This window comes from Paraburkholderia elongata (assembly GCF_013177735.1).
GTDB lineage: Bacteria > Pseudomonadota > Gammaproteobacteria > Burkholderiales > Burkholderiaceae > Paraburkholderia > Paraburkholderia elongata.
Window position 1 is genome coordinate 124,920 of sequence record NZ_WOEZ01000210.1, and the last position, 18,465, is coordinate 143,384.

Annotated in this window: 16 protein-coding genes and 1 pseudogene; 5 read left to right on the forward strand and 12 right to left on the reverse strand. The window is 59.3% G+C overall.

The features are described 5' to 3' along the window. Window positions 1–6: 6 nt before the first annotated feature. The 4 genes from GNZ13_RS37735 to GNZ13_RS37750 form a co-directional block, all read right to left on the reverse strand. A complete protein-coding gene (locus GNZ13_RS37735) occupies window positions 7–2,484 on the reverse strand; it encodes an ATP-binding cassette domain-containing protein (RefSeq protein ID WP_172174459.1) in 2,478 nt (825 codons plus the stop codon). Between the two features lie 675 nt (window positions 2,485–3,159). After that, window positions 3,160–4,260, reverse strand: coding sequence for a Gfo/Idh/MocA family protein (locus tag GNZ13_RS37740; RefSeq protein ID WP_172174462.1), 1,101 nt, complete (start codon window positions 4,258–4,260; stop codon window positions 3,160–3,162). Window positions 4,261–4,293: 33 nt separating this feature from the next. Continuing rightward, window positions 4,294–5,340, reverse strand: a complete 1,047-nt coding sequence (locus GNZ13_RS37745) for a cupin domain-containing protein (RefSeq protein WP_172174465.1) — start codon at window positions 5,338–5,340, stop codon at window positions 4,294–4,296. A gap of 229 nt (window positions 5,341–5,569) precedes the next feature. Then, entirely contained in the window at window positions 5,570–6,109 is a 540-nt protein-coding gene (locus GNZ13_RS37750; RefSeq protein ID WP_172174468.1) for a MarR family winged helix-turn-helix transcriptional regulator, read from the reverse strand. 318 nt (window positions 6,110–6,427) lie between these two features. On the opposite strand from GNZ13_RS37750, the gene GNZ13_RS37755 reads away from it, so the two are divergent. Together GNZ13_RS37755 and GNZ13_RS37760 are read left to right on the forward strand one after the other, a co-directional pair. Further along, window positions 6,428–9,385 carry a molybdopterin-dependent oxidoreductase gene (locus GNZ13_RS37755; RefSeq protein WP_172174471.1) on the forward strand — a complete coding sequence of 986 codons (2,958 nt, stop codon included), beginning with the start codon at window positions 6,428–6,430 and terminating at the stop codon, window positions 9,383–9,385. Continuing rightward, the gene (locus GNZ13_RS37760; protein ID WP_172174474.1) at window positions 9,355–10,227 is read left to right on the forward strand and encodes a 4Fe-4S dicluster domain-containing protein; all 873 of its coding nucleotides are present in this window, start codon (window positions 9,355–9,357) and stop codon (window positions 10,225–10,227) included. The genes GNZ13_RS37755 and GNZ13_RS37760 overlap by 31 nt, the downstream gene beginning before the upstream one ends. 350 nt (window positions 10,228–10,577) lie before the next feature. On the opposite strand, the gene GNZ13_RS37765 is transcribed toward GNZ13_RS37760, so the two are convergent. The 4 genes and pseudogenes from GNZ13_RS37765 to GNZ13_RS37780 all read right to left on the reverse strand — a co-directional run bounded on the left by GNZ13_RS37765 (window position 10,578) and on the right by GNZ13_RS37780 (window position 13,469). Then, entirely contained in the window at window positions 10,578–11,576 is a 999-nt protein-coding gene (locus GNZ13_RS37765) for an ABC transporter substrate-binding protein (RefSeq protein WP_172174477.1), read from the reverse strand. Window positions 11,577–11,829: 253 nt separating this feature from the next. Continuing rightward, window positions 11,830–12,073, reverse strand: a pseudogene (locus tag GNZ13_RS37770) (IS6 family transposase); the annotation flags it as partial. Between the two features lie 223 nt (window positions 12,074–12,296). Beyond that, complete coding sequence (locus GNZ13_RS37775) at window positions 12,297–12,719, reverse strand: DoxX family protein (RefSeq protein WP_172174480.1); 423 nt, start codon at window positions 12,717–12,719, stop codon at window positions 12,297–12,299. 51 nt (window positions 12,720–12,770) lie between these two features. Next, window positions 12,771–13,469 carry a pirin family protein gene (locus tag GNZ13_RS37780; RefSeq protein ID WP_172174674.1) on the reverse strand — a complete coding sequence of 233 codons (699 nt, stop codon included), beginning with the start codon at window positions 13,467–13,469 and terminating at the stop codon, window positions 12,771–12,773. Window positions 13,470–13,649: 180 nt separating this feature from the next. Here GNZ13_RS37780 and GNZ13_RS37785 point away from each other — a divergent pair, with 180 nt between their 5' ends. Beyond that, window positions 13,650–14,567 (forward strand): LysR substrate-binding domain-containing protein, encoded by a 918-nt coding sequence (locus GNZ13_RS37785; RefSeq protein WP_172174483.1) that lies wholly within the window; start codon window positions 13,650–13,652, stop codon window positions 14,565–14,567. Window positions 14,568–14,608: 41 nt separating this feature from the next. Here GNZ13_RS37785 and GNZ13_RS37790 read toward each other — a convergent pair whose 3' ends face one another. Then, the gene (locus GNZ13_RS37790) at window positions 14,609–15,586 is read right to left on the reverse strand and encodes an alpha/beta hydrolase (protein ID WP_172174486.1); all 978 of its coding nucleotides are present in this window, start codon (window positions 15,584–15,586) and stop codon (window positions 14,609–14,611) included. A gap of 70 nt (window positions 15,587–15,656) precedes the next feature. Further along, on the reverse strand, window positions 15,657–16,079 hold the full coding sequence (locus tag GNZ13_RS37795) for a DoxX family protein (protein WP_172174489.1): 423 nt from the start codon (window positions 16,077–16,079) through the stop codon (window positions 15,657–15,659). A gap of 183 nt (window positions 16,080–16,262) precedes the next feature. On the opposite strand from GNZ13_RS37795, the gene GNZ13_RS37800 reads away from it, so the two are divergent. Then, a complete protein-coding gene (locus GNZ13_RS37800; protein WP_172174491.1) occupies window positions 16,263–16,376 on the forward strand; it encodes a winged helix DNA-binding protein in 114 nt (37 codons plus the stop codon). 111 nt (window positions 16,377–16,487) lie between these two features. On the opposite strand, the gene GNZ13_RS37805 is transcribed toward GNZ13_RS37800, so the two are convergent. Next, the gene (locus GNZ13_RS37805; RefSeq protein ID WP_172174493.1) at window positions 16,488–16,772 is read right to left on the reverse strand and encodes a DUF4148 domain-containing protein; all 285 of its coding nucleotides are present in this window, start codon (window positions 16,770–16,772) and stop codon (window positions 16,488–16,490) included. A gap of 194 nt (window positions 16,773–16,966) precedes the next feature. Here GNZ13_RS37805 and GNZ13_RS37810 point away from each other — a divergent pair, with 194 nt between their 5' ends. Further along, window positions 16,967–17,128, forward strand: a complete 162-nt coding sequence (locus GNZ13_RS37810) for a hypothetical protein (protein WP_172174495.1) — start codon at window positions 16,967–16,969, stop codon at window positions 17,126–17,128. Between the two features lie 132 nt (window positions 17,129–17,260). Here the strand turns inward: GNZ13_RS37810 and GNZ13_RS37815 are convergent, their stop codons facing one another. Continuing rightward, the gene (locus GNZ13_RS37815) at window positions 17,261–18,226 is read right to left on the reverse strand and encodes an amidohydrolase family protein (protein WP_172174497.1); all 966 of its coding nucleotides are present in this window, start codon (window positions 18,224–18,226) and stop codon (window positions 17,261–17,263) included. Window positions 18,227–18,465: the final 239 nt, after the last annotated feature.

The window sequence follows — 18,465 nt, forward strand, 5'->3', positions numbered from 1 at the left end:
CGTTTCTCATTTCGCCACCACCATTTCTCTGCTCTTGGAATAGAGTGCGACTGACGTGAGGATCATCCCGCCCAGGAGATACGACTGCCACGAGTCCCCGATATCGAGGAACGAGGTGACGACGTTCACCTGAATGATGAGAAGCGCACCCAGCAGTGAACCGACAAAGGAGCCGCGTCCGCCAAACAGGCTCGCGCCGCCGATCACTACCGCTGCGACGCTTCCGAGCGTGTAGTTGATACCGGCGCTGGGGTCGCCAGTGCCGACCTGCGCCATCATGGGCACGGCAGCGACGCCCGCAAGGAACGAACACCCCATGTACGCGGCGAGCGACGTCAGTTGCGGGCGAGCACCCGACATACGGGCCGCTTCGACGCGGGAGCCCACGCCGCGCAGCGTGAGACCGGCCCTTGACTTGAACAACGCGATTTCGAGCGCCACGGCAATCACGATTGCCACGATCGCGATAATGGGCATGAAGCCGAGCTGCGCACTGATCGACTCCGCAATGGAATCCGCGATCAGGCCACCCGGAACTGGGCGCAGGAGCAGCGACACCGCCTGAAGCGCCATGTACGTCGCGAGTGTCGCCACCATCGGATGCAACCGGAACGGACCGACCAGCATCCAGTTCACGAGTCCGACGGCAAGGGCGACGAGCAACACGATCCCCCATCCCGAGAGCTGATGGGCCAACGAGGCGCCATCATTCAGAAAGAACGACTGTATGACGACGATGAGCCCCATGAGCGGTCCAACCGAAAGATCGATCCCGCCAACCAGCATGAGCATCTGTTGCCCGTATGCGACGATGGCCAGTGTCGCCACGAGCGCCAGCATGCCGCTGAGGTTTCGCGCAGAAAGGTAGGCAGGATTGACGTGCGCCGCATACAAGCCGAGCGCACAGACCGCGACGGCAAGCATCACGAGCGGCGCCCAATCCCCAGCAGCCCACTTCCAGAGCCCGGAAGTCCGGGAAGCGCCCTTCTCCCGCTCAGTCGTTGCGGTCAGGACCGCAGACGTGATGTTGTTCTCACTAACGGCGTTCTCGCCCAATTCCTTGACGACATGTCCGCGCGAGAAGATGAGCACGCGATCACAGAGTCCCGCCACCTCGTGCGCATCCGACGAAACGACGATCACGGCGGCACCTGCAGCTGCTGCCTCGCGAAGCACCTTGTAAATTTCCATCCGCGCGCCAATGTCCACGCCTTGGGTCGGCTCGTCGACCAGCAGCACCTTGGGATGACTGGCGAGCACACTCGCCAGCACAAGCTTCTGCTGATTACCGCCCGACAGCGTACGAATAGGTGTGTCGATGGACGGCGTCTTGACAGCGAATCGCGTCACGGCGTCCCTGGCGCGCTTTGCTTCGCTGCGCTGACTCACCCATCCCTTGATGGAATCGAATGGGAGACTGCGGATCGAAAAGTTCTCGCGCACCGACAATTCGCCGAAAATGCCCTCGCGATGACGGTCGCCCGGCAGATAACGGATGCCCGAACCGGCGGCAGCTTGCGAGTTGTGAAGCTTCGCGGGAATGCCCGCCACCGTGACGCTACCGCGGCTTCGCGTCTGTCCCGCGAGAGCCCGCATGAACTCTCGCTGGCCATTGCCGTCGATCCCCGCGAGGCCGACAATCTCGCCTTTCTTGACCCGAACCGATATGTCGGTAAAGCCGGCGCCACGCAGCTTCGTCACGTCGAGAATGACGCTTGCACCGCTATTGTCACCCTTGGCCGGGAAGTCGCGGTCGAGCGCGCCGCCAACGATCAATTCGACGATTTCCTGTTCGCTGAGGCCCGCGGCCTCATAGGTGCCCTGGCCCTGACCGTCGCGAAGAACCGTCAGGCGATGCGCAATTCTCTGCACCTCGCGGATCCGGTGCGAGATATAAACGACCGAACAACCCGAAGCCGTTATCTTGCGGATGCGCTCGAACAGACGGTCGACGTCTTCCGTCAACAGATGTTCGGTCGGTTCGTCGAGAACCAGAACCTTGGGCTTTGCAGCAAGCGCTTTGACGATTTCGACGATAAACCTCTGCTCGGGGCCCAAGCTCACCACGCGCTCGTTCGCATCGATCGCAACATCGTCGCTCCATTGCTTCAGGAGCCCTCGTGCCCATTGCACAACCTCCATCAAGGACGGACGCTGCTCGGCAGGCACGCCGAGATAAAGGTTTTCCGCTACGGTCAGGTCGGGCATAAGCGCCGGTTCCTGCCGTACGATAGCCAACCCCAACCGGCGTGCCTGCTCCGTGTCGCCTCGCGTTTCCGTGCCGTCGATCACGACACGCCCTTGCTCCGGAACGAGGGCGCCGGACGCGACGGCCATAAGCGTGGACTTGCCTGCCCCATTCTCGCCAACGAGACCGTGTACCTCGCCCTCGACCACCGAGAACGTCACGTTGTCGAGCGCCCGGACTCCGGGGAAGATCTTGGTGACACCATCGACCTGCAGCAGCGTTTTCTGGTCATTCATGATTCGTCTCGAACAATTATTGTGCCAATACTTCCTTGAGGTTGTCGGCAGGAAGCGCGGAGGAGAGTCAGCATCAGGCAGAGCGGTTTAAATGTTTCACAACTCGCCTATCGTTTGCATTGATCTGTTGTACGAAATATTTACAAGTGAATTTGCACCTGATTTCTTGTTCTTTTAACTATCTGCGCCCAAAGTTATTAAGAAAAATCTTAATTCCGAAAGTGGATGCGGATTGATAGCCTCGACAGCGGAATGCAATAGTTCGAAAATAAACAGAGGAATGCGGGCAGCGTACCCTCGCGCACATCAATTTGAATACGATGATTCAATGCGCGATTGATTTATATCGAATGATGTGTTGTAGAACGACTAAAGTCAAGAACCCTAGGGAATCTCCCTACCCATGCTGTATGGGCCGGGAATGTCACAAGGGTGTCGTCTGAACGGCGATGCCGCAACTGAGTGTGCGACACTTGTTCGCTGCAATCCGTGCTGGCCTGATTTTTCTCGAGCGTGGTGCAATGCAAAGACAGACGAACCCGCCAGCAGTGTTACTGGCGGGTCGACGCGCAGATCGGTGTCGCTGGGAGTCAACGTTGCGATGTATGGTTGCCGCTCGCAACACGATAGACGGCGATTGGCGTGTCAATGGACCCGATCGCAGACCTCAACAGATCAGTCGATTCGCACCCGCTTGCGGGTCTGATCTGACCTCTCGATGGCATCAATCACCTTGTGAAGGGCTACCGCGTCGTCGAAATCAGGAGCAGTGCTGGTCCCGTGAACCAGGTCTTCGGCCATCTGCCGATAGATGGCCGCCACATTTCGCGCAATGACCGTATCCACGAAATCGGATTTCGCTGCCTCGACCTCGCGATACCCCTGCTCGCCCTTGCGGCCCGCCTCCACGCGCAATGGCGCGATATTGATGACGGGATAGTGGTCATGCGCAGCGGTAATGCGCAGATCGCCCAGCGTTCCGTTGATCTCCCACAGCAGCTGCGTGCCGCGCGGCAGGCCGCCGCGAAGCTCCAGCGACAACGGTGCGCCCGACTTCAAAACGGCATTAACCATCACATGATCGTGTGTTCGCATCGGGATCGTGTCGCCCGTCTCGACGATGCGCGCGGTCTTGCGGCGCTGCGACACCACACCCTCCACCTCGTCGACGGGGCCGAGCACACTTTGCACGGCAGCAAGTGCATGCCCGCCAATGATCCTCAGCAAGGTTGCGCCGTTGGCCGCATCCATCGCGTACGAGTCACCGCGCGTGACTTCGTCACCCCAGGTAGGACCGCAGCCAAGGTAGGTCGACGACAACACCTCGCCCACATATCCGTCAGCCACGAGCTTGCGCACGAGTTCGACTTCGGGCGACGCGGTGGCCTGGGTGCCCACCACTGCCCGTGCCTGGCTCTCCCTGGCGAGATCTGCAAGCTCGATCGCTTCTGCAAGGCCGTTGCCGAGCGGCCACTCACAGTAGACATGCTTGCCCGCCGCCAAAGCCGCGGCGACAACTTCACGATGGTGGGGAACTTTGACTGTGACGGCCACGACGTCGATATCCGGGGAGGCCACGAGCTCCGCCACGTTCTCGAACGCGCGCGGAATGCCAAAGGCAGCAGCGGCCGCCTTTGCGCTCGCGAGACTCGTGTTTGCCACACCGGCGGTCTCGAATACGTCGGACAACGCGCGCAACGCAGGAATATGCGCTGCGGTGCCCCAGCCGCGCTGCGCGCTCACTCCCACGATTCCCACTCGAAAACGTTTTTTCATTGCATCCTCGAAATACGCGTAGCGTCACGCCGGTCATTTGCCCACACTCGGGTGCGGCCGGTATTGGCCCGTCTCCATCAACTCCGAAGCGGCAAGGGCCTTCGGAGTCCAACGCAGCGTCGCGCGTGTTTCCAGCAACCAGGCCTGATAGCCCTCCGGAACGTCCTCCGACGGCCCGTGGTGGATGACCCCCTTTGGCACACAGGTCAAGGTGCCCGGTTCCGTACACCCGCCCCAGGCGCCGGGTCCCCGCACGTAACAAATCACTTCGTCGAAATCGGCGTTGATGTGAACCGGTGGCCGCCCCCCGGGACGCGCGCTGAGGTTAAACATCAGAATGTCGCCCGTGCTTGATGACAGAAACTGGCTGGGCGGACCACCCTCAGGCAGGTAGGCGTGAACCTGGATATTGGCCAGACTCAGCTTCCACACCGGGACCGACTCCGACAAGCACACGCCGAGCGCAAGCGGATCATGCGGCATCATGAAGACTGTGTTCTCGGTGTCGAGGGTTTTCAGCACCAGCCGCGTTGGGCCGCCGGCCGGCACGGCAGAGTCGATCTCGGCAAACTTGAGATCCCGCGCAACGTTGAGCAAGCCACTTGGTGCGGGCGGCGCGAGCTTCAGGGCCGCAGGACTCTCGACAATGATGCTTCGCATGGCATCGCCCGTCGGCGCATATCGATACGCGACGGATCGGGGAATGCAGACGAAGTCCCCTTCCGTCGCCGTGAGACAGCCCACGTCCGTTTCGAACCTGACCGTGCCGGATTGGATGAAATGAATCTCGTCCGCTTCGACATTGCGCACTACGTACGGCATGGGCTTGCGCCGCCCCGACACATGCAGTTTGACGCCGAGCCTGGAAGTCGCCACGGTGGTCGGAAGAGCCTCAGGGTCGTCCTGATCGTCAGGCGTCAAGCGCTCAAGGACGGCTCGCCGCGGTGCGTGTGGCCCCTGCACGGAAACATAATCAGGCGCATATGTCGGCCGGGTCACAACTGACAGCGCGCCTTGGAATCCATCACGGCTCCAGAGTTGCACCAGGGGGGGGCCTGCATCATGCGTTTTGTCACTCATTTGTCCACCTCCTTCGTTCTCTAACACCACTTCCGCCGCCTCTCACGTCCACTGCCCGACGTCGGCAAGTAACGTCCATGGCACATCCTTTTTGCGATGATCGCATAAGGGATAGATTTATATCGAATGATGTGTGACAGAACAAATCAAGTCAAGAGCACCAGGGAATTCCCCAAGCAGATCTCGGGCGACGACGCACGTTGCAAACGTAGCTATCTGTTCGAAGCCGTCAGTCCAAGGCCGCATCGTCCTTGGACATCTGAATCAGATTCTGCTCAATCTGGTGCGCGACCTTCCAGAACACGCGCATGTCCCGCGAGGAAATTCCGTCGAGCGAGGCCGAGTGTATGTCCGTGAACTCCGGCAGTATGTCGTCGACCAGGCGCCTACCCTCTTCCTTAAGACTGACGTAATATTTTCTTCGATCCTTAGGATCCCGGATCCTTTGCACCAGCCCGCGCTTTTCGAGGTTGTCGAGTGCCGGCACTGCGGTCGTCGAGGCTATCCCTACTCGCTTGCTTAATTCGAGCTGATTCAACTCGCCGCGCTCGGCCAGTACGCGGAGGTAGTACCAATACGAAATAGCAAGGTTTTCCTTATCGAGAATTTTCTGGCCCTGTGCATCATAGAGCCGGTGCACCGTCCTGGCCATCCACGGCACAGTTCGGCCACGCTCATCAAATAGTTCGGGCGACAACTTCGCGGCTGCCTCGCCTGACGGCTCGCGATCCAAAGTTGCCTTGACGACGCTGGGATTCGACTTGGACATTCCCTGATTCCTTTATAGATGGGCCAAGCGGGCAAATTTCCGGGCCACGAACAAGTGGTAGTCAGGGCATACCCCACCACAGGAGCCCTTGACTTTATTTATACCAAACAGCATCATTCGATATAGGTTTATTTTTTTAGGTATCGTTGCCCTACAAATGATCCGTTGTTTTAGGATCATACAACGTGACCGACCGCTGCGTCGCGCTGCTCCGCAAAATTCGCTCATCAGGGGCAATTCGGAACAACGTGGGCCAATGCCTGACCGGCAGTCGTTGTGACCAATCAAAGCGCAGTTCTGCTCAGGGATGACATTCTCATGCAGCGAAAAATCCTTGTACTTATCCTCTGGCTCATGCCGACCGTCCTGCGTATTGCGGCACGCAAGTTTCCGTCCATGCGCGCGCATCTCGCCACAGGAAGTGGAGTCATCCAGCTGCGGCTCAGAGACAACACCCTCTCGAGGCAGCTCCATTTCCGAAACGGTACCGTGTCGGGGAGCTGGGGCGTGAATCCCAAACCCGACGCCGAGCTTGTCTTCATGGATGTGGCAACAGCCCGCCAGATGCTCGCGCCGAACACCGATCATGCGTTCCTGATCGATGCGCTCAAGAACTTCAAGATTACGCAGGGCGGAAGCGACCAGAAGCTCGTGTGGTTCGGCCAACTCGTCAACACGATGAAGACGGCTGCCTGGCGCAAGGGCATGCCGATGAAGGACGGAACCACGCGTTACGTCACACTCACCAATGGCGGACCCGTGTTCGTCTTCGTCAAGGACGACAAGATCGTCCGCACCACGCCCATCGATCTCGAAGAGGACGATGGACCGAGCTGGAGTATCACGGCGAGAGGCCGCCGGTTTTCGCCGGCACGGCGCGCGACGGTCAGCCCGCACGCGCTCTCCCTCAAATCGCTCGTGTACTCCGAAAAGCGCCTCCTATACCCAATGAAGCGCGTCGACTTTGATCCCAATGGCGAACGCAATCCCCAGAATCGCGGGATCTCGGGCTATGAACGCATCAGTTGGGACGAAGCGCTCGATATCGTCGCTGGCGAAATCCGCCGCATGAAGAAGGATTACGGCCCCGGGGCCATCGCCATGGTCACCGGCGCACACCACCAGTGGGGGAACATCAACTATTATCTGAGCGCGATGCTGCGTTTCGGTAACCTTATTGGCTTCACCCGCGTCGAACCGAGTCCGATCAGTTGGGAAGGCTGGTACTGGGGGGCCATGCATCACTACGGCAACAGCCTGCGCCTCGGCACGCCGAGCTTTTACGGCACGACCGAGGACTGCCTTCAGCATGCCGAGGTAATCGTGTTCTGGTCGAGCGATCCCGAATCGACCAGTGGTGTCTATGGCGGATTCGAAGGCACCGAGCGCCGACTGTGGGCCAAGCAGCTCGGCATTGAGTTCGTGCATATCGATCCCTATCTGACGCACTCCGCTCAGTTCCTTGGCGGGAAATGGCTGCCAATCAAACCTGGCACCGACTCGGCGCTCGCGATCGCAATCATGCATGAATGGATAATCAGCGGCAGCTACGATAAGGAATACGTAGCGTCTAAAACCACAGGCTTCGACGAATGGCGTGCCTACGTTCTCGGCGAAGAGGACGGCACACCGAAGACACCGGAGTGGCAAGAAGCCGAAACCGGTGTGCCTGCCAAGGATGTCCGCAGTCTGGCGCAGTTGTGGGCATCAAAGAAGACTTATCTCGCAGCGGGCGGCCTGGGCGCGGGCTTTGGTGGCGCATGCCGCACCGAGACAGGTGCTCAATGGGCGCGAAGCGTCGTCATGATGATGGCGATGCAGGGATGGGGGAAACCGGGGATCAACTTCGGCAATTTGCAGATCGGTGCACCGCAGGACCTCAATTTTTACTTTCCCGGGTACGCAGAGGGCGGAATCTCTGGCGATCTGAACAACACTGCGAGCGCGGCCAACAACTACTGCCGCATGCCTCACATCATCACGATCAACCCGGTGAAGCAGTCCGTTCCACGGCAACGGCTTGCCGAAGCCATCGTGGAGGGACACGCGGAAGGCTACGCGTGGGACGGCTTCTCGATCGAGGGGCAATTTGCCGAATACTCGTATCCGAGACCAGGCTATTCCCGCATCCACATGCTGTACCGCTATGGCTCGTCATCGTTCGGCACAACGCCGGGATCGAACAGGCTCGTTGAAGCGTATCGTCATTCAACGCTCGAATTTATCGTTAACCAGTCGATCTGGATGGAGAATGAGGCCCAGTTCGCAGACATCATTCTGCCTGCGTGTACCGCGCTCGAACGTGATGACATCTCTGAATGGGCCAACTGCGGCGGCTACATCCAGCATGCACAGAGCCAGCTCAATCACCGTGTGGTGACCATGCAGCACAAATGCATCGAGCCCCTCGGCGAATCGAAGTCGGACTATCAGATCTTTCTGGACATCCTGACGAGGCTTGGATACGGCGGGATGTTCTCGGAAGGCGGTTGCTCCGAATTGGCCTGGTGCGAGCGGATGTTCAATTCAACGGACTTGCCCAAGCAGACCACCTGGAAGAAATTCCTGCAAAAAGGCTATCACGTCGTGCCGCCGCCGAAGGACGACGACCAGCCGCCTGTCGACATGCGCTGGTTTGCGGAAGGTCGTCCGAAGGATTTGCCGGAACCGAATCCGCTACCTGCCACGTATTCGGTCGGCTTCGGCGACGGGCTGCCGACGCAGTCGGGCAAGTTCGAGTTCGTGCCGTCGAGCCTGCGCCGCATCGAACAGATTGATCCGGCAAGGCCGGCCGTCAACCGGTACATGAACCGCGCCCGCACCGCCAAACAACCGTTTCCGCTGCAGCTCGTGACCAACCATCCGGTGTACAGCTTCCATACGCATGCGGACGGGAAGAACAGTCACATCAGCATGATCGACGAACACCGGATGGAAGTCGGCGGATATCGATATTGGGTCCTGCGATTGAATTCCAAGGATGCAGAGACTCGCGGCCTACAGCGTGGCAATCTGGTTCGGGTCTACAACTCGCAGGCGTCGGTTATCTGTGCCGTGGACGTTTCGCAGCTCGTCAAAGCGGGGGTGGCGCGCGGCAACGAGTCGTGTGCCGAGCTCGACATGATCGAGACTTCAGTCGGCCTGGTCGATCGCGGAGGCTGTCTCAATCTCCTGACGCCAGGTGGAAAAATGAGTTCGACCGCGGACGGGATCATGCCCAATACTTGCTGGGTGGAGGTGGAAAAATGGGACTCACAATTCGGGAAAGCAGCGTGAACGGCTGGGCGCTGGTCGTTGACGTTTCACTCTGCATCAATTGCAGAAACTGCGTCCTTGCCACCAAGGACGAGTACACCGGCAATGCCTTTCCGGGTTATTCCGCGCCGCATCCGCCGGAAGGCCTGGAAACGATCCGGATCGAACGTCACATTCGCGGAGAGGGCGCGCTCGTCGATGTCACCTATATCCCGAAGACCTGTAATCACTGTGACAACGCACCCTGCGTCAAAGCGGCATCGGACGGCGCGATCTACAAGCGTCCGGACGGCGTCGTCATGATCGACCCGGTCAAGTCGCATGGCCGGCGCGATCTGGTCGGGACATGCCCTTACGGCATGATCGAATGGAACGAACAGGAACAGGTGCCGCAGAACTGGAACTTCGACGCTCACCTGCTCGACGCCGGCTGGAAAGAGCCGCGCTGCGCGCAAGCCTGCCCCACCAAGGCGATCCGTGCGTTGAATGTCGCGGACGCCCAATTGGCGGAAATGGTCGAGAAAGAGCACCTGTCAGTCATTCGCCCCGAGCTCGGCACCAGGCCGCGTGTCTTCTACAAGAATCTTGACGATGCGCTCAGCCATCTGGTGGCAGGCAACGTCTGCGAAGACCTGGGTGGCGGTCAACTGCGCAATCTGGCGGGCGCCGAGGTTGTCCTGCGCGACTCATCCGATGGAAGCGAACGCACAACCAGGACTGACCATTTCGGAGACTTCCGATTCTCCGGGCTGATTGCAACTTCCTCGCGTATCGAGTTGCGGGTGAGAAAGGATGGAACGGAAAAGGTCCTCGCTACAAGAGACCGCACTGGGAGCGTCAACCTCGGCACACTACTCTGTTGAAACCAGGTCTCTAATCCGCGAGGGCCGCGTCGCCCTCGCCTATCTGTTGGGTCATTCCGAACTGAAAGGGGGCGCGGTCGACCCACGCGGACTACTATGCCGATCGGCCCGGTAGCTCGCTCTGGCGCTGTGAGAAGGCTGGTTACCTTTTTGGTGGCCGGACACTGGCCGGACTCGCTGGAAGAATTGGCGTCGACCCACATGGACTCGAACGTAGCGTCGAGCGCGACAACTGGATTACGACTAGCGGTATCGACGAGGATTTCGACAAGGAATCCTCCGCATATCTGGTGTTTCGGGGCCCGCACCCGGCTTCGACGCGTCACCCCGGACAAGGCTCGACGCAGGAATCAGATCTTGAAGCTTTCGAGGCTCGCGGGATGGAACAACTCACGCGCCTGAAGCCGACGGCTGGACAAGCCCTCGGCATAATGCCGAGCAAGGAAGCGGTTGATAGTGTGCTCGTTTTCCGCAAAGCCGTACGGCCAGAAATCGAAGCCCATCAGCTTGCGCGCCGCCCGCAACTGGTCTTCGACGAATGGCAAAGTCACTTTGGTCGCACCGGTCTCGCTCAGCCGCTCGAGCGCGAGGGTCTTCGACTTCTCGAATGCCTTGACGAGTGCACCCGGCAGCCACGGATGCTGATCGGCGAGCGTCTTTCTGACACCGAGCGTGTGCATGATCGGAAACAGCTTTGTGCGCGCATACCAATCGGCCGCAGTCTTGTGTGGATCGTCGAAGAGATACCGAACCTGCGGATGGCCCTGGTCAAAGCAGGATGGCGCGCGCGGACCGATGACGGCGTCGATCTCCCCCGCCGCCAGAAGCCTGGAGATGGTTTCGCCTTCGGGGGCATCTTCCAGCTTGATGTCGTCAGGCAGGTTCAGCGAGATCTTCTCGACGCGGGCTGGATCTTCGTAGCCGCCGCGCACCCAGGTCACATCGGACGCTTTTACCCCATACTCTTCCTCGAGAAAGAGCCGGACCCAGACATTGGCGGTGAGCTGGTACTCGGGTACCCCAATGCGCTTGCCCTTCAGGTCTTCAGGCTTGTTGATTCCCCGGTCCGCTCGCACGTAGATAGCAGTATGCCGGAACGCCCTCGACGGAAAAACCGGTACGGCGATATAGGGCGACGTGCCCGCAGCCACCTTGACAGAATAGCTGCTGAGCGACAGTTCGCAGATGTCGTAGTCGGCGTGCCGAAACGCGCGAAAGAAGATCTCCTCAGGTTCCTGCAGCATGAAGACCGGATCTACGCCGTCGATCTGAACATCCCCATCGACGAGCGGACGCATACGGTCATAGTTGCCAACGGCGATAGACAGCCGGAGCTTGTGATTTCCCATTACCTCTTCTCCTTGTTGCGGAACGATAGAAACGAAAGCGTCAACACGGGCCAGCCAGGCGGGCCGGGAGACCGGTTAAATCGCAATCAATTTATTCCATATCGCATGATCCTACTAAGGATTACATGTGTCAAGGATCATGGAGGACCATTGATCTGCGTGCCACGTTGGCGGCAGCACAATCACGTGTCGTCGAACGGCAATGTCACGTTAAAGCGCGTGCGGCGCGTTAGCGAACATGGCACGCAATTGCTCAGAAACTGGACGGATTTTTGGTGATTTCAGTGAAACTGATGCCAAGCGGCGAAGCGTGCGGCAAGCTGTTTTCGATAGAGCGAGGCGCGCAGCAAATGTCGTTTGAGTGTGAAGTGCTTCTGGACCGGACCGAAGCTCGATAAGAAAGCTTGCTTGCGTTCGGGATCGCGAAATCCGCGCATGCGCCGCTCACGTTCTCGCGTGGGCTGATGACTATTTTCGGCTCGATTATTGACCCGCGCAGGCTTTGACGAAGACCCGGTCAGCTATCCGCGATAGCGTCGCTACAGACATCAGTGGCGACCTGCGGGTAAATTGCGGGTGAATTTCACGGTAGTTATCCGTCGAGGAGAACTCCATGAAACTCACCCATCCACTACTGCTGAACGCCAAACCGCAAGACAAGCCCTATAAGCTCCATGACCGCAACTTCGTGTATCTGCTCGTCTCAGCGGATCCGCCTTCTCAGCTCGCGCTCAGAGATGCAGCACGCGAGCTCGCCCGACCGGAGCGTGCGTCCAGGCTGAACGCGCCGGCACCGAAGTAAGTGATCTGCAGAAGGCCACCGGCCATCATCACGTTCTTGAGAAAGTGAATCATCTGGTTCTGATCGGCGAAGTTATGGTGAAAGAACATCGCAGTGACCACGCAGAACACCGCCATCGCCAGCGACACGGCGCGAGCCCTGTAGCCCGACAGCAGCAACAGGCCGCCGCCCAGTTCAACCAGCACGGCAGCAACGAACGCGAGTGGCGGCACGGGCAGACCCATGGCCGCGATATAGCCAACCGTCGCAGCGTATGCTCCGAGCTTGCCCAGCCCGCTCATGACAAACGGTGCTCCGATCAGAATGCGACCCAACAGCGGAAGAAATTTAAAACGTTCCATGACCAACTCCTTAAATATGAATTTGCGTAGGTGGAATACAAAGGAAGGGAATTAGCCGGCGTCCACCATCACCAGCTCGGAATCTTCTAGGACGGAAATCTGCGCCGCGGCGACTTTCGTGATCGCCACGCCGTCTAGCGGCCCAACGGGCTCGCCATCCACTTCAATGCGTCCCGAGGCCACGACGAGATAGGCACGACGCGCCGGATCCAACTCGTGTCGAACGCTTTCACCTGCCTTCAGCATTGCGCCAAGCACACGCGCATCGGCGCGAATAGGAAGTGCCCCTTCATCACCGGCGAACCCGCTGGCAAGGACTACGAAGCGACCCGACCTGTCGCTTTTGGGAAACGGCTTCGTATCCCATGCGGGTTCACCACCGGCTTCACGAGGCCGCAGCCAGATCTGGTAAACCTTGAGCGGCACCTCGCCCGTGTTGAACTCGGTGTGGCGTATGCCCGTGCCGGCGCTCATGACCTGGACATCGCCTGCGTGGATCGTTCCGTCGGATCCCAAGGTGTCGCGATGCCCGAGCATGCCCTGGCGCACATAGGTGATGATCTCCATGTCACGATGCCCGTGCATGGGAAAACCGCTGCCGGCAGCAATCTCGTCATCGTTCCAGACGATCAGAGGACCCAACGCTGCATGTTCGGGATTACCATCGGCGCTGACTACGAAATGGTATTTCGCGTGCAGCCAGCCGAGATCAGCTGTGTCCAATGATTCCCAACGTCTGTGTGTAAGCATTTCCGCCTCCGTTTCCCGCCACAGCAACTGCGACGCTTGTCACCTGTGCGACCGACCGAATTCAGCGCTGGTGCAGGTGATGAGAAGAATGCTATATTCGCAACGAACTCGTGCATAGGTCCGATACTGAAACGCATCATTGCCATCAGTAGAACGATTAGAAGGAGTTGAAGTCTGCCCATGAACGCAATCACTGACCTCAATGATCTTCGGCTCTTCGCGGAGGTGGTCGAGCACGGAAGCTTTACAGCGGCCGCCCGCGGCCTCGGCGTACAGACGTCGAAGCTGAGCCGGCGCGTTCGTGCCCTGGAAGAAGAACTTGGCGTCCGCCTGCTCAACCGCACGAGCCGCAGCCTGTCCTTGACGGAGACGGGGCGGCAGTTCCACCAGCATTGCCTTGCACTGGTGGCGGAATCGAAGGCCGCCAAAGATATCGTCGACCGCACGCGCTCCAGGCCGCAGGGCACCGTCCGCATCGCCTGCCCCGTGGCCTTACTGGAGTCCGGCATCTCCGCGATCATCGCGCGATACGTGGAGGACAACCCTGATGTCCAGGTCCTGCTGGATGCAACCAACCGCCGCGTGGATGTGGTCGAGGAAGGCCTGGACTTTGCGATCCGGGTCAGGCTTCCGCCGTTGGAAAACACCGATCTCGCCGTCCGCCAGCTGGGCTTGTCGATTCACATTCTGGTTGCCAGTCCCGCATTGGCGGCGCGCCATCCGGCGCCTAGCTCGATCGAATCCGTGAAGGAATGGCCCACCCTCTCCATGGCGAGTAGCAGCGAGCGATTTGTCTGGAACCTGGTCGACGTCGAGGGGCGCGTGACATCATGGGTGCATCAGCCGCGCCTCGCGACCGACGACTTGGCCAGCCTCCGGGTTGCGGCGATATCTGGCGTCGGCGTGGCAATGCTGCCCAGGGAGCTGATTGAGGCCGATATTCAGGCCGGCCGCCTGCTGCACCTGCTGCCAGGTCTGGCTACCACGCCAGGCCTTGTGCATGCGATCTTCCCCACGCGCCGAGGCATGGTTCCGGCCGTCCGTCACCTGCTCGATGCGCTCGTTGCAGGATTCGAAGGTCTGAACCAGCAACGCTAGAGCGGTCGCCCGCGTTGTGCCCTGCAACTTGCGCCGTGGTTTCAGCGTGCCGTATGCGGGCCGGTGCCTGCTAGCAGTTGCTCCGTGAGAAACATGCCGATGGCATCCAGCGCTTGTGACGACGCCTTCAAACTTCCGATACTGCCGGCGAATCCATGCGGCATCCCCATCCAGACATCAAGCCGGGCATCGGTTCCGGCGGCAACGGCACGCTCGACATAGCTGCGCGAATCATCGAGCAATACTTCGTCGTCTCCGACGTGAATGCGGACGGGGGGCAACCCGGAAAATTGCCCGTGGAGCGGCGAAGCCAGCGGAAGTTGCGGGTCGGCACTACCCAAATAGGAACGCACCAGTTCCGCCACCTGCGGGAGGGTGAAATAGGGATCGGCATCCGCGCGCGTCACATACGTCTCGCCCGAAAGCGTCAAATCGGTAACCGGCGAAAGTGCGGCCACTCCGACAAGAGCCGCCTTCGCGGAGACGGCGTCGCCGGAGACGCGTGCGGCGAGTACCAGTGCGAGGTTGCCTCCGGCAGAGTCTCCCGTAACGGCAATCCGGCGGACTCCCCTTTCCTCAAGCCCGCGGTAGCTCGCCAGCACATCGTCGACGGCCGCAGGAAAAGGATGCTCGGGAGCAAGCCGATAGTCCGGGATAAATGCGCTCGCTCCCGCCCTCGCGGCGATATGCCCGACCAGATGGCGGAATGCTTTGGCAGTTCCCAGGTTGAACCATCCGGCGTGCAGATGGAGGATCGCCTCGTCAGATCGACCATGCGCAGGATGAACCCAGAGCCCCGGGATACCGCCAACCGTGTCGGATTCGAAGGTCACGTCATCGCGTGGCAAAACGCGCTCCATCATGGCATCGAATGGCTCGCGTGCTTCGATTCCCCTCAATTTGCCTTTCATGGGACTCGCCATTGCTCGAGCAGCGGCGGTGATCACCCCATCTTCCGGGTCAAGCGGATGGGTTACGACGAAATCCCCCGCCGCACCTTCAGTCGTCGGACGTTGCATGGTCAGCTCTTTCGAATTGATGGATTGTCAATGGTACCGGTCAGGCGGCCGTCTCATCGGATCCGTGTGCTTAGCCCGCGTTCTGAGGTGCAATACCCGAAGCTGTCCGCCCGGAGCGCGCGTCCAGGCTGAACGCGCCGGCACCGAAGTAAGTGATCTGCAGAAGGCCACCGGCCATCATCACGTTCTTGAGGAAGTGAATCATCTGGTTTTGATCTGCGAAGTTGTGGTGAAAGAACATCGCAGTAACCACGCAGAACACCGCCATCGCCAGCGACACGACGCGAGCCCTGTAGCCCGACAGCAGCAGCAGGCCGCCGCCCAGTTCGACCAGCACGGCAGCAACGAACGCGAGTGGCGGCACGGGCAGACCCATGGCCGCGATATAGCCAACCGTCGCAGCGTATGCTCCGAGCTTGCCCAGCCCGCTCATGACAAACGGTGCCCCGATCAGAATGCGACCCAACAGCGGAAGAAACTTGTAACGATCCATGACGACCTCCTGAAATGAGATGACGACTCGACGTGGATGCTACGTTCGAAATGACTATGCGCATATCTCCACGGTCGCAATGGATCGTTGCTTTTGGCAGAACGATAGGAGTTAAGCAAAGCATGCCGATAGAGCAGATCGCTCGCCTAAACGATCTTCGGCTCTTCTCAGAGGTAGTCGAGCATGGAAAAGCGCGGCCTATTGAAAAGCACTCGCGATCCGAAGGACCGGCGCAAGTACCACGTTAGCCTCACTGACGATGGCAAACGTCCGGTCGATGAGTCGATTCAAGAATAAGGTTGGCAGACGCACATAAAACAAAACGGCCGAGGCTTCCTACCGATACAGGCGGGAAACACTCAGCCGCAAATTGCGCGATTTTCGAAAATGGCGCACTAGCACCCAATATTACATACCGCTTGCCGCGCCCGAACGAGACGTTCCGTCAACAGCACCGCCGTATCCCGAAACGGGGGCCTGGGCTGTGGCGTTCTGCGCCGCGACTTTTGCCTCAGCGGCCTGGATGTTCTCCGGGTAGTGAATCCAGTCGTGCGGGTCGTAGCCAGCTTTCTCGAGCTGCGCCAATTCGGCACGCACCTGCGCACGACTTACCGACTGACTGGACTGTGCGAACGACACAACGGGTGCTGCAAAAAGGGCAGCAATAAGGACCATCCTGGTGACCGACTTCATGATGACGTACCTCAACCATTTTTTGTTAGTGGCGCTACAAAGGAGCTTCTCTGCCACGGTTGAATGAAGTCTAAAGGGTAAAAATCATCAGGGTAAGTACTAGTTTTTCAAATTCTCTGTTTCAGCTGCGTCTACAATCGGCCAATACGGGTTCGACCGCTTCCGGTGGAGAATGTGGCCATCCGGTCATTCAGATGGACAAGATGACACAAGCTAACGCGGCCCTCATCGAACAGGCTGCGTCTGCAGCTCGGCTACTTGAGGAACAGGCAAACAAGCTTAAAACGACCGAGTCTTCGTTCAAGCTCTTTGATGCGAACAAGCAGATGCTCGAAGCTTGCTCCGCTGTGGGATAGCACAGGCGCTTGACTACCTGGTCTCTGGCGCGATACCGGAAACGCAACAGCGTGATCAATCATCATTTCCAGTTCCGCAAGCGTGCTAGTCGGCGCCCAGTAGGCGGTTGTCGATCCAGTCGACCATCAACTTTACTTCCCGGTCGCCACACGCGCCGCCAGCCGCGGGAACAGCTTCAGCGCGTTACCGGCGAGGACAGCGCGGCTTTCTTCGCTGTCAAATTCCGGGCTTGTCTCGACCTCATGGCGGCAGGCGACGGCTAGATCTCGCCGAAGATACGGATAGTCGGAGCCGAAAAGCACCTGGTCCACGCCGACCACAGAACGAAGCATCTGCAGGACAGGTTGCCGCCACGACACCGCCGTGTCCCAATAGAGCCTGCGAAGCGTGTCCGCAGCGGTCCCGCGCTCTTCCCCACCAGGGATCACGTTCATCTCATCGATGACTGAAAAACGTGCCGCCAAAAAGGGAATCGTGCCGCCGGCGTGAGCAATAATATATTTCACGTTCGGGGTGCGTGCGAAGGTGTTGCCATAGTGTAGTTGCGCCACCGCCCGCGTCGTGTCAGCAGTGAAATCGATCAACGTATCCGGCAGTCCAAGGCTGCGGGCGGCGGCGTCTGGTGACGACGTTGGGTGTATGAAGACGACAGCTCCGCGCCTTTCCAACTCGTCGAACAGAGGACGGAATCGCGTATCGCCGAGATAGATGCCGCGCGCGTTGGAGAAAAGTACGACACCATCCATCTTAAGAACGTCCAGAGCGTATTCCAACTCGCGCAACGCACCGTCGACATCGGGCAACGGTAGTGCCGCGTATCCGCCGAAGCGGTCGGGACGTTCCTGGATCAGCCCTGCCGACAGTTCGTTCACCCGGCGGGCAAGATCGCGGGCGGCGGCATCATCGCCCATATGGACGCCCGGCGTGCTGATGGATGTAATCGCTACGTCGATCCCGGCGTCATCCATGAAAGATAGAGCGGACTCCTTCGACCAGGGCGCGGGCACGATGCCGCCGACGGGGCTGTGCGCGTCGTTCGTTGCGCGCCAGAAGACGTCGGGAAGAATGTGGTGGTGAACGTCGATAGTGAGGGACATGGTCATATTCCTTCGTTAATGGACAGCCTTGATCAGTTCGGCAGCGCGGCCGCCAATCATGAAGGCCGGAGCATTGGTCGGCCCCGAAATGATCGACGGCATTTCAGAACTCTCTATCGGCGCCTTGCCTCGCAAGTGGCATAGTCCCGCCCAGTTCCTGCGTTATACTATACACGTGGAAAGTATAGAGTCAAGGTGTGTCGTAAGACAGGAATTGGCGACGCATAGTCAGAAGGCGC

Bases quoted from the DNA above. Each gene is read 5' to 3' on its own strand.
- GNZ13_RS37740 (WP_172174462.1), bottom strand. From the start codon at position 4,260: ATGAAAAAACGTTTTCGAGTGGGAATCGTGGGAGTGAGCGCGCAGCGC.
- GNZ13_RS37810 (WP_172174495.1), top strand. From the start codon at position 16,967: ATGGACAAGATGACACAAGCTAACGCGGCCCTCATCGAACAGGCTGCG.
- GNZ13_RS37805 (WP_172174493.1), bottom strand. From the start codon at position 16,772: ATGAAGTCGGTCACCAGGATGGTCCTTATTGCTGCCCTTTTTGCAGCA.
- GNZ13_RS37780 (WP_172174674.1), bottom strand. From the start codon at position 13,469: ATGCTTACACACAGACGTTGGGAATCATTGGACACAGCTGATCTCGGC.
- GNZ13_RS37790 (WP_172174486.1), bottom strand. From the start codon at position 15,586: ATGCAACGTCCGACGACTGAAGGTGCGGCGGGGGATTTCGTCGTAACC.
- GNZ13_RS37745 (WP_172174465.1), bottom strand. From the start codon at position 5,340: ATGAGTGACAAAACGCATGATGCAGGCCCCCCCCTGGTGCAACTCTGG.
- GNZ13_RS37775 (WP_172174480.1), bottom strand. From the start codon at position 12,719: ATGGAACGTTTTAAATTTCTTCCGCTGTTGGGTCGCATTCTGATCGGA.
- GNZ13_RS37750 (WP_172174468.1), bottom strand. From the start codon at position 6,109: ATGTCCAAGTCGAATCCCAGCGTCGTCAAGGCAACTTTGGATCGCGAG.
- GNZ13_RS37815 (WP_172174497.1), bottom strand. From the start codon at position 18,226: ATGTCCCTCACTATCGACGTTCACCACCACATTCTTCCCGACGTCTTC.
- GNZ13_RS37755 (WP_172174471.1), top strand. From the start codon at position 6,428: ATGCAGCGAAAAATCCTTGTACTTATCCTCTGGCTCATGCCGACCGTC.
- GNZ13_RS37800 (WP_172174491.1), top strand. From the start codon at position 16,263: ATGGAAAAGCGCGGCCTATTGAAAAGCACTCGCGATCCGAAGGACCGG.
- GNZ13_RS37735 (WP_172174459.1), bottom strand. From the start codon at position 2,484: ATGAATGACCAGAAAACGCTGCTGCAGGTCGATGGTGTCACCAAGATC.
- GNZ13_RS37795 (WP_172174489.1), bottom strand. From the start codon at position 16,079: ATGGATCGTTACAAGTTTCTTCCGCTGTTGGGTCGCATTCTGATCGGG.
- GNZ13_RS37760 (WP_172174474.1), top strand. From the start codon at position 9,355: ATGGGACTCACAATTCGGGAAAGCAGCGTGAACGGCTGGGCGCTGGTC.
- GNZ13_RS37785 (WP_172174483.1), top strand. From the start codon at position 13,650: ATGAACGCAATCACTGACCTCAATGATCTTCGGCTCTTCGCGGAGGTG.
- GNZ13_RS37765 (WP_172174477.1), bottom strand. From the start codon at position 11,576: ATGGGAAATCACAAGCTCCGGCTGTCTATCGCCGTTGGCAACTATGAC.